Source organism: Frankia sp. CpI1-P (genome assembly GCF_001421075.1).
In the GTDB taxonomy this organism is placed as follows: domain Bacteria; phylum Actinomycetota; class Actinomycetes; order Frankiales; family Frankiaceae; genus Frankia; species Frankia torreyi.
In genome coordinates, this window is record NZ_LJJX01000073.1 from 1 (window position 1) to 6497 (window position 6497).

The 6497-nt window shown below is 72.4% G+C and carries 4 protein-coding genes, 1 tRNA gene and 5 pseudogenes; 4 read left to right on the forward strand and 6 right to left on the reverse strand.

All coding sequences use genetic code 11. The annotated features are described in order from the left end of the window. On the forward strand, positions 1-630 hold a 630-nt coding region (locus tag FF86_RS28210), incomplete at its 5' end, for a C40 family peptidase (protein ID WP_055871262.1). A gap of 750 nt (positions 631-1380) precedes the next feature. Here FF86_RS28210 and FF86_RS59590 read toward each other — a convergent pair. From FF86_RS59590 to FF86_RS28225, 6 genes and pseudogenes are all read right to left on the reverse strand, one after another. Beyond that, a pseudogene (locus FF86_RS59590) lies at positions 1381-1551 on the reverse strand (plasmid partitioning protein); the annotation flags it as partial. 1 nt (position 1552) lies between these two features. Continuing rightward, positions 1553-1787, reverse strand: a pseudogene (locus FF86_RS59595) (plasmid partitioning protein); the annotation flags it as partial. 1 nt (position 1788) lies between these two features. After that, positions 1789-1902 (reverse strand): annotated as a pseudogene (locus tag FF86_RS64460) (plasmid partitioning protein); the annotation flags it as partial. A gap of 252 nt (positions 1903-2154) precedes the next feature. After that, positions 2155-2943, reverse strand: a complete 789-nt coding sequence (locus FF86_RS28220) for a type 1 glutamine amidotransferase (protein ID WP_044888147.1) — start codon at positions 2941-2943, stop codon at positions 2155-2157. Then, positions 2940-3076: pseudogene (locus tag FF86_RS59605) on the reverse strand (DUF1727 domain-containing protein); the annotation flags it as partial. The gene FF86_RS28220 and the pseudogene FF86_RS59605, both read right to left, overlap by 4 nt. A gap of 1 nt (position 3077) precedes the next feature. Beyond that, positions 3078-4190: pseudogene (locus tag FF86_RS28225) on the reverse strand (MurT ligase domain-containing protein); the annotation flags it as partial. Positions 4191-4629: 439 nt separating this feature from the next. On the opposite strand from FF86_RS28225, the gene FF86_RS28230 reads away from it, so the two are divergent. The 3 genes from FF86_RS28230 to FF86_RS28240 all read left to right on the forward strand — a co-directional run bounded on the left by FF86_RS28230 (position 4630) and on the right by FF86_RS28240 (position 6024). Further along, complete coding sequence (locus FF86_RS28230) at positions 4630-5124, forward strand: tRNA adenosine deaminase-associated protein (protein WP_044888149.1); 495 nt, start codon at positions 4630-4632, stop codon at positions 5122-5124. Positions 5125-5224: 100 nt separating this feature from the next. Further along, on the forward strand, positions 5225-5671 hold the full coding sequence (gene tadA, locus FF86_RS28235) for a tRNA adenosine(34) deaminase TadA (RefSeq protein ID WP_044888163.1): 447 nt from the start codon (positions 5225-5227) through the stop codon (positions 5669-5671). Positions 5672-5937: 266 nt separating this feature from the next. Beyond that, positions 5938-6024: transfer RNA gene (locus tag FF86_RS28240), tRNA-Ser, on the forward strand. Positions 6025-6497: the final 473 nt, after the last annotated feature.

The window sequence follows — 6497 nt, forward strand, 5'->3', positions numbered from 1 at the left end:
GTGCAGGTGAAGCTCCCCACCGGGTGGGCCACCTTCAAGCACCTGCAGACGAACGCACAGGGATACGCGTCCTACACGGCGCGGGTGCTCACCACGACGAACGTCACGGCGATCTTCGACGGCACCGACGCCCTGCAGTCCGCCCACTCGGTCAACGACGCGACCCTGAACGTGCGCCCGCAGCGGGCCCCGCAGCTCGCCGGCCTCTCCTCCCGCCTGGGCAGCCTCGCCGGCGGCGTCTCTGTCGGTTCCACCCAGGTGTCCGTGCCGGTTCCGTCCAGCTCGATCGGCGCGAAGGCCGTCTACCTGGCCTCCCTGCAGGCGGGCAAGCCGTACGTCTACGGCGCCGACGGCCCGAGCTCGTTCGACTGCTCAGGGCTGGTCCAGTACGTCTTCAAGCAGCTCGGCAAGAGCCTGCCGCGGACCACGGACGCCCAGTTCGCCGCCACCACCCGGGTGTCGCAGTACAACAAGCAGCCCGGCGACCTGATCTTCCTCGGCTCGCCCGGGGACATCTACCACGTCGGTATCTACGCCGGCGACGGCAAGATGTGGGTCGCCCCGCACACGGGCAGCGTCGTGAAGCTCCAGTCGATCTACACCACCTCCTACTACGTCGGACGCGTCTAAGAGCGTCCACGCCAGCGCACCGTGCCCTGCGGCGCAGCGCCGGCCACCCGGTGGTCACCTCGTTCGGCTGGAAGGACGACGAAGCCCGTCCAGCCTCGAGCCGACCGCGACGCGGCCTCCCCCCTCCGGTCGCGCGTGCGGTCAGGCAGCCGGTCGACCTCGCGTTCCGCATCCCGTCGTGACTGCCCCGTCGTTCCGCACCCCGTCGTGCCCGCCCCGCCGGGCCTGCTCCCCCCGGCAGGCGAAAGGCGCGCATCGCCGACCCGTCCGGGTCACCATCGCCGTTGCCCCGGATGCAGTCCCACGACGCGGCTGACCCCGAGATGCTGATCCCGAGACAACGCCGGACCACCCGTACCTGCACCCGGTCCACGCGCCCGAAATCCGTGGCGTCGCGGTCCCGGCCGAGCCGGGACCAGCTCCAGTACGCGAGCCCTGACACCGCCCGCAGCCTCACCGACCCGACCTCGCTTCAGCGCCAGCCGGGCAACGCCTCCTTCCGGCCGGACGGACGTCAGATCTCCCCCCCATCTGACGTCCGTCCGGCCGGAAGGCCCCCGACCCCGCCGGCCTTCCCTCGGATTCCCCCCCCATCCGCAGCGGGAGGCCGGCGGGCCCTCGGGTTCCACCCGGCCGCAGAGGTCCGCCGATGCCGCTACCCCCCTCCCGGCGGCATCGGCGGACCCTTCTTGCTTCTACCCACCCGTCCCGGGCGCGTACGCGGCCGCTGGGGCCCGTGGAAGGCCGGGCTCAGGCTCCCAGGTGGTGCTTGGCGGAGGCCGTCCACAGCGTCTCGCTGACCTTCTTGTTCCAGTCGGTCTCGGCGACCCTTGCCTCCGGCGCCCGACCTGGGCAGGCGGACTGCGGCTCCTGCGTGAACTGTCCCACCACGCCGACGGCCGCGAAGATCGGCTTGGCGCCNCCGCAGACGACGGTCAGCGCGAGCCGAGCGCCCTCGCCGACGCCCCACACGTAGATCCGGTTGGGGTCGACCTTGGTCTTCTTCGCGGAGACGTAGCTGACCACGTCGCGCAGGTACTTCGCGTCGGCGCCGTCCGGGGAGTCGATCCGCCAGGTGCCGCCGACCGCCTCGGGATAGGCGACCGCGAAGTTGCGGGCGTTCGCCACCGAGCCGGCGGCGCTGTCATGATCGAGGGNCTTGGCGTCGACGTTGTCGTCGTGCAGGATCAGCACCAGCGGGATCGGATCCTTCGGATTCGACGGGGCGTGCACGAGCAGTTCCCGGTCGGCCGAGCCGTAGTCCTTGGGCATGCTGATGCGCTTGGTCTTCGGGCCGTTGCCGCGCTCGACGAAGACCCAGAGCGCGACGATGACGACCCCGACGATGAGTACGGTTCGCTTGTTCTTGCCCCACCAGCCGGCAAGGGGATTCGACGCCACGATCCAACCGAACCACACCGGTAGCCGGGAAACGCCGAAAACGGGCGACCAGATGACNCTCGGACCTACTCCTTCGGCCGCGGNGGCCACGTGACCGAACGGGTCAGCGGACCGACGTCGGGGTCAGGGGGTGGCGAGCGCGCGGCGGCGGGCCTCGCGCAACACCTGCGCCTCCCGGGGGGCGTCCAGCGGCGGGAGCTCGCCATGGATCCAGGTCAGCAGAAGGTCGGCGAGCGCCGGGTTCTGCGCCAGGACCGGCCCATGCAGGTAGGTGCCGATGACCCGGCCGTCGACGATGCCGTCGGTTCCGCCACCGCCACTACCGCCAGCGCCACCACCACTTTCAGTGCCGCCGTCGCCGTCGCCGATCCCGCGGCGCACCACCCCCAGCGGGAAGCCGCCGGCCCCGGGCAGCCGCCTGGTGCGCCCGGCGTGGTTCTCGTAGCCGTACAGGGTGGGCAGGCCGAGGCGCGGATCGGGCTCGACGACGATGTCACCGACGGCCCGTCCGGGCGGCGGCGTCTCGGGTGGCGCGAACGAGCGGCGGGTCTCGATGTCGACGAGGTTCAGCCCCTCGTGGATCTCCCCGCCCGACGGGAACGTCGCGCCGATCACCTGGTAGCCGGCGCAGACCGCGAGCACGGCCGCTCCCGAGCCCACCGCGCGCACGATCGCCCGGTTCTGCCGGATGCCGTCGGCGGCGAGCACCTGCGGGGCGTCCTCGCCCCCGCCGAGCAGGTAGATGTCGCAGCTCTCCGGCACCGGCGAGCCGGCGGGGACGCTGACCACCTCGACCGGCAGGCCCCGCCAGCGCAGCCGCTGCTCGAGGACGATCGCGTTGCCGCCGTCCCCGTAGGTGCCGAGCAGCTCGGGGTAGATCAGCGCGATCCGGGTCGCCGAGCTGCGCCTCATCGGGAACTCCGGACCAGCAGGTCCCGGAACGCCGTGTAGTTGGCGACCACGTCGACCACCTTCTCGTTGGCCGCCAGCGCCGCGTCTTCGGCGTTGGCGTGCACGCTGTGCGGCACCTCCGCGTAGGCCAGCCNCACGCTCATGTCCTCCTTGCGCCCGCCGGTGACGAGCACCTGCCGGCCGGCGAGGCGCTCGAAGGGGACGTCCCAGATCCAGGACGGATCCCGGCCGTCGGCGGTCTGCGAGTTGAAGTCGATGACGACGGGCCGGGGCGGCGCGTCGGCGAGCAGCTCCATCATCTCCACCCAGCCGGCGGGGTTCTTCGCCAGCAGCAGCCGGCCGCGGCGGCCCTGCTCGCCGAGGGCGACCTCCTGGTAGCGGCCCTGGACGTCGCCGAGGCCGGCCATGGCGGCCAGCGCCGCCTCGACCTCGACGCCGAGCTCGCGGGCCGCGGCGGCGGCCATCGCCGCGTTGCCGAGGTTGACCCGGCCGGGCAGGTCGAGGTGGGCCGAGATGGTGCGGCCGTACCAGAGCAGCTCCCGGGGCCCGGTGACCGCGACGATCGGCTCGGGCCGGGCCAGCCCGCACTCGGACCACCAGCCGGCCTCGTTGCGGTGCAGCAGGCGGGCGCACTGGGGGCAGACCATCGCGTCGGCGGTCCAGTTCTGGCCGGCCGACACCCACACCTGCCGTCGCCAGCCGGCCGCCGCCCAGGCGACCAGCGGGTCGTCGACGTTCGCGACCACCGTGGCGTCCGGCAGCTCGGCGCCGAGCTCCCGCCACATCGACGCGATCCGCCGGGTCTCGTTGGACCGGTCGAGCTGGTCACGGCTGATGTTGAGCAGCAGCACGACCCGCGGCAGGATCTCCCTGGCCACCTTCGGCAGCCAGATCTCGTCGACCTCCAGGGCGGCGGCGGCGTCGAACGGGGGTCGCGAGAGCGCGGCGAGGACGCCGGGCGCCATGTTCGCCCCCCCGCTGTTCGACTTCACCGGCCCGAGGGTGCCCAGCGCGCGGGCGAGCAGCCGGGTGGTGGTCGTCTTGCCGTTGGTGCCCGACACGCAGGCGGTGCGGCGGTGGGAACCGACCTCGGCCAGCGCCCCCGGGGAGACCCGCAGGGCGAGCTTGCCGCCGATCATCTCCCCCGAACCGCGGCCGAGGCGACGCGACGCCTCGGCCGCCAGGCGTTCGACGGCGAGCGCGGCCTGGGTCCGGGCGGTGAACCTGCGCGGGAATGATGTCGTCATCGCGCTTTCTACAGTGCCACGAGGGTGCCGGGAGACGAAGACCACCCCCGCTTCCGTTCGGTTACGTCCTGATCGGCGCCGTTGCCGCCGGCGGCGCGCCACCGTCGCCCCCGTCGTGGCCGAGTCTGCACGCCAGACGCCATCGCCGCAGGTCAAACCGCGTGACCGGCCGGCCGGCGCCGGCGGAACTTTCGTGTTACCTCCCGGTGTGCGAACGGGTGCCAACCGGACCACCATGGGGGAATCAACCCGGCGTCGCGGTAGAACTCACCCGACGGGGTGAACCGGAATACCCAAGACCGGCCCTCGGGACGAGAATCACAGGCGGAGTACGGCCGGCCACCGATCCGGCCGGGGCCGCGCGGGGCCCGGGACCCTGGCCGAGCAGCGGCCGGCCGCCAGGCACCACGCGGTTGCAGAAGGGACGTGAGGGCGCACAGTGACAACGAAGGCAATCGCGATCGCGCGGGACCACGGCCGCTGGTCGGTGCACGATCTGGACCCGGCGGGCGCCGAGGATCTCGACGCCCTCACCGACACGATGCGCGACTTCGGTGACGACACCATCGTGGCCTTCCTGGAGGAGGACGACGAGTACCTCGCGATCGTCCGGCTCGGCGCCGACGAGCCTGACCCCAAGGTCTTCCTCTCCGACCGCCGGGTCCTGATCACCTCCGAGCTCGCCGAGCGCCTGTTCGCCGACGCCCTGCCGTCGATGGCGGGCCTGGCCACGGAGGACGACGAGGACGACGACACCTCCGCGCTGACCCAGGCGGCCCCGGTCGGTGACCTCGACCTGCTCGTCGACCTGGGCACCTCCGAGGAGGCGCTGCTGGAACTGATCGGCGAGGAGGGCATGCTGCCCGCCGATCTGATCAGCGCCCTGAGCGAGCGGGCCGGCGCCGGAGAGATCCTCGACGACGCCCGTGGCTGATCCCGCCCCACCCGGCGGACGCAACCACAGCACAGCCACTGGTCACGGCGCCGCGAACGGCCACGGCCCGGCGGGCGGGCCGCCCGACCACACGGCGGCGATGGGCCTCGCGCTGGCCCAGGCGAGGCTGGCGCCGGAACACGGCGACGTCCCGGTCGGCGCGGTCGTGATCGCCTCGGACGGCACGGTGCTCGGGGAGGGCCGCAACGCCCGCGAGCGCGACGGCGACCCGACCGCCCACGCCGAGGTGATCGCCCTGCGGGCGGCGGCGGCCCGGGCCGGCTCCTGGCGGCTGTCCGGCGCCACCCTCGTGGTCACCCTGGAGCCGTGCACGATGTGCGCGGGCGCCCTGGTGCTCGCCCGGGTGGACCGGCTCGTCTACGGCGCCGTCGACGACAAGGCCGGCGCGGTCGGCTCGCTGTGGGACGTCGTGCGCGACCGCCGCCTCAACCACCGCCCCGAGGTCATCTCCGGCGTCCGCGCCGCCGAGTGCGCCACCCTGCTCGCCGACTTCTTCGCCGCCCGCCGCCGCCCACCCACCCGTTAGCCCGTCGGCCCGTCGGCCCGTCGGCAGTGTGCATGGGAGCGGCGCCCCCTGTCTCTTCCATAGGGATAAATCGGACGCCGAACCCTATGGAAGAACCAGGTAGCCGCTCTCCCACGCATCCGCCGCTGACGCACGAGCCGTCGCCCCCGCGGCGTGCGGTTCCGCGGAACCGCACGCCGACGCCCGGCCGGCGGCGACGAGTCCCTGGGACCGGCCTGACGACCCCCGCGAACCGGACCGTCGGGACGTCCGGTAAGCTTGCCTACGGTGGAGTCGCCTAGTGGCCGAGGGCGCACGCCTCGAAAGCGTGTGAGGGGGCAACCCCTCCGTGGGTTCAAATCCCACCTCCACCGCCCTGCACCAGGCCGCACGCCGGGTCCGACGCTCACCACGTCGGCCCGACGTCACCACCTTGATCACTTTTCGGCCTCNCTGACCGTGGCTGCAGACGGCGAAGGCGCCCTGACTATGGGCGTTATGCCTCGTTGCCNGGCTCCTCGACCCGGTCGATCTCCGCTCTGAGTGCCTGCGCGAGCTCAGCCGGGGCGTGGGCGCGGAATGCCGTTTCGTACTCATCGCTGGCGATCTGGCGGCCAATGCGCTTCAGCCAGGAAAGACCTTCGGACGGCCATACTCCGGTTATCTCATGCCAGCTCGCGGCTGCGTAAACAAGCACGCCGATCGCATCGACTTGTCGCCCGACCTCGATGAGAATTCTTCCCAATCCAGTAGCTGACAATGACGCAAGACCTGCGTCGCCGGCCTTCCCGGCACAGGTGAGGGCGTGGCGGTAATGGGCCTCAGCCTCCTCTAGCCGCCGCTCCTC

Excerpts from the sequence above, each read along its gene's own strand:
- FF86_RS28220 (WP_044888147.1), bottom strand. The coding sequence starts at position 2,943 with ATGAGGCGCAGCTCGGCGACCCGGATCGCGCTGATCTACCCCGAGCTG.
- tadA (WP_044888163.1), top strand. The coding sequence starts at position 5,225 with ATGGGCCTCGCGCTGGCCCAGGCGAGGCTGGCGCCGGAACACGGCGAC.